The sequence below is a fragment of the Rhodohalobacter sp. genome (assembly GCF_041686455.1).
Lineage (GTDB): Bacteria > Bacteroidota > Rhodothermia > Balneolales > Balneolaceae > Rhodohalobacter.
The window spans coordinates 1-3,413 of the sequence record NZ_JAWLDW010000103.1; the positions used below are offsets into that span (position 1 = coordinate 1).

Below are 3,413 nucleotides of genomic sequence, written 5' to 3' on the forward strand. Positions count from 1 at the left end.
ACTCGGTTAAAGATCTGACAGAACAGATCAACCTGACGCGAATCTATCACTACCAAAAAGATCTTTACGATTTTGGATCAAAGCATATCAGTCAGCCCGGCAATCAAAAAGCGATCGACTACATTTACGAAACACTGGAATCTTTCGGTTACGAACCGGAACTGCAGTGGTTCAATCCGTCCGGCGATATTGAAACAGCCAATGTTGTGGCGCGCCTTGAGGGAACCGAGCATCCTGAGGTGGTTTACGTTTTAAGTTCTCACTTCGACTCAGTTCAGCATAGTCCCGGCGCAGACGACAACACTTCCGGAACCGCTGTTCTGTTGGAAGCCGCCCGTGTTCTCGCAAATAACCCCCAGCCTGCAACTATTATATTTGCTTCATTAACAGCTGAGGAATCCGGCCTGCTTGGGGCCCGTGAGTTTGTTCGCGTCGCTGAAGAGGAAGGGCTTTGGGCGCACGGCGTGGTAAACAACGACATGATGGGTTGGACCCGCCATCACCGCCTCGATAACACCATCCGGTTTTCAAATCACGGTATCAAAAATGTGCAGCATTCCGGTGCAATTCTTTTTACCGACCTGATCACCTACGATTCACGCTACTATCGTTTCACTGATGCGCACGCATTCTTTGATGCATTTGGTGATGTACTTGGAGGTATTGGCTCCTATCCGATTCTGGGCAATCCAAACTACCACCAAACCACCGACCGGCTTGAAACGATCAATCACCGACTAGTGCAGGAGGTCTCCCGATCCACAACCGCTACGCTGATGATGCTGGCAAATGCTCCATCAAAAGTGACCGGGCTGAACGTACTGGATCTGGGTGGAAATCAAACCGATGTAAGCTGGGATGCATCACCGGAGAGCGATATTGATTACTACATCGTTAAATACACAGATCAGATGGGCAACTCTCATGAGCAAACTGTTAGCGGAACTGAAACTTCATTGAATCGTGCAGACCTGACTCAACAGGTAACCGTCGTTGCCGTTAATAGTCGTGGAATTCAGGGATGGGACCCGACGGTATGGGAGGAGTAAACGGACCCTATTTAGAACTCATTTTTAAAGAAAGATAAGGAACAAGGGGTAACTGATTAATCCCTCTTTGAAAGAATACATCGTAGTAGAATAGATTCGACTGGTCATATAAATTTATGGCTCCGAGCTGGACGGTCAAGTCAGTACTGTCTAAATCAAAATAGTGCTCCAGTGACACATCCAGTCTGTGATACTCCGGCAGCCTTCCCTGAAAGGGTTTGTCGAGTAATACTCTGGGGGTCCCATAACCCTCGGTTACTTCAGGTGGGCCGTCTTCAAATGAGAAAAAACTGTCGAAACCAATCGGCCTTGTAAATGGCATTCCCGAACCGTAGCTCCAGTTCAAATTGGTTGAAAAATTTCCAAATTCAAAGCCTATTTGCGCATTCAATTGATGGCGTCTGTCGTGGGATGGATTGTAGGTTTGTACCTCTTCGCCAAACCATAGCGTGAAATGGTCTTGAGCCGTTTCGTACTCTGTGATGGCATAACCGTATCCCAGACCCGCGAAAAAATTTCTCCGATCATAGTCTAACCTCAGATCAACTCCATTCACATTGCCATCAGCATATGCAATATCTGTTGTAAACTCAGCCACAGAACTCCATACAGATACAGGTGTGTCCTGAATGATTTTGTGATATCCCTCAACTGAAAACTTCAGGTACCGGTTCATTGCAAAATCAAGCCCCAACAAAAAATGAGTTGTTTGAAGAGATCTGTCAGAATCCGGTTCAATAATCCAGGCGGTAAATGCCGTTCCTGCATCCCTGAAATCTGACAGACCTATCAGTGGCTGGCGATAAATACCGGCGGCTCCGTGTAGTTTGAAATCATATCTCCCAGGCAGATCAAGAGAAAAACGCAATCTGGGCTCAAAGCTCGATGGAACCCTGTTCAAGTATGATGTGAAGGAAAAACCCGGTTCAACGGTTAAATACTCCCAAAGTGGAATATTTAAATTTAAAAATCCCCCCGTACTTAAAAATGAGGCTTCGTTGGCTTCCAATGAGCTAAACCTGTTTACCAGATCGTACTTTACGGTTCGGTAATTGGTAAAAAAACCATAATCAATTCGAGTATCCGACCAATACTGGGTAAAACTCATATCTAGGTTTGATCTGAAAATGTTCGAAAACCGATTTCCACTTCCTCCCCCATCCGTTTCGTTGGAGAAGTATGACAAACCAAAATTTAACTCCATAAATGACAATGACGTACTCTCCGAAGCGCCGGCACATCTTCCCCCGGTTACAAAATTATTCCATTTAAAATATTGATCCGATTCAAAATCAAGACTTCCGCGATCGTAGGTTCTCATCATCAAAAAAGAACAACTTACACCTGTATTACTTACGCTATTGAACTTCGCCAACTGACTGTTAAATTTTAACGGCTGTTGTTCTTGCAGGTACCACTTACTGCTCTCTTCAATGAGTGACCCCCGAACCGAAACCAATAGTGAACTTTTCCCTTCTTTAACCGGCGTTTCGAAGTAAAAATCTGAGATGAATGGACTCACGGACGCCGACCATCCTCTTTCATAGAGATCACCGTTTTTCAACCTTACATCCATCACTGAGGAAACCCGGCCGGAGTATCGAGGTCCAAAACCTCCCGCATAAAAATCTGCGGATGACACTACATTCTCCGGAAATACAGAAAAGAATCCAACAATATGAAATGGCTGATAGATCATTGTCCCATCCATCAGAATTAAATTCTCGGAAGGGAGTCCGCCTCTAACAAAAAGCTGCCCGCCCCGGTCTCCTGTAACTAAAACACCCGGCTGTGTCTGTATATAACTTACAAGATCAGCATTTCCGGCCGGTGACGGTGCCCTGCCAAATAACTCAGGGCGAACATTAACCTGGCCTGATCCTCCCCTGAATCCCCTGTCTGAAACCGTCAGCTCTTCCATCTCAGCACTTTCTTGACTTAGAGAGACATTTTTTGAAATAACATTTGAACCCCGAGATACTGAGATTGTGTCTTTAAATGTTTGGAAGCCTATAAATCTTACCTGAAATAGATATTCTCCGGATTCCAGGTTTCCAATTTGATAAAATCCATTTTGATCGGTCGTTGTCCCTTTCAGTTCACCATCAGGAAGAAGTTGAACTGAAATTGTTGCCCTGTCGAGAGTTTGCCCGGCCTGTCTGTCCGTTACAACTCCTCTAATCACGCTGTTCTGTGAAAAGACAACATTTGTTGACGTGAATAGTAAAATCAGAATAAATGCTATTTGATATTTTAGAGTCATACACTCAGCTTTTTTAAGCAATTTCTCAGATCATGATTAAGTTTTCAAAACTTAGAATTAATTCTCACAAGGCGGTCTCCGTTCAGAAATTTCGATTTTTC

2 protein-coding genes are annotated in these 3,413 nt (G+C 44.5%); one reads left to right on the plus strand and one right to left on the minus strand.

Going from position 1 to position 3,413, the window contains the following annotated elements:
- The coding region (locus ACESM0_RS10850) for a M20/M25/M40 family metallo-hydrolase (RefSeq protein WP_372906232.1) at nucleotides 1–1,049 on the plus strand (1,049 nt) is incomplete at its 5' end.
- Between the two features lie 7 nt (nucleotides 1,050–1,056).
- Here ACESM0_RS10850 and ACESM0_RS10855 read toward each other — a convergent pair.
- Nucleotides 1,057–3,312 (minus strand): TonB-dependent receptor, encoded by a 2,256-nt coding sequence (locus ACESM0_RS10855; RefSeq protein WP_372906233.1) that lies wholly within the window; start codon nucleotides 3,310–3,312, stop codon nucleotides 1,057–1,059.
- Between the last annotated feature and the right edge of the window lie 101 nt (nucleotides 3,313–3,413).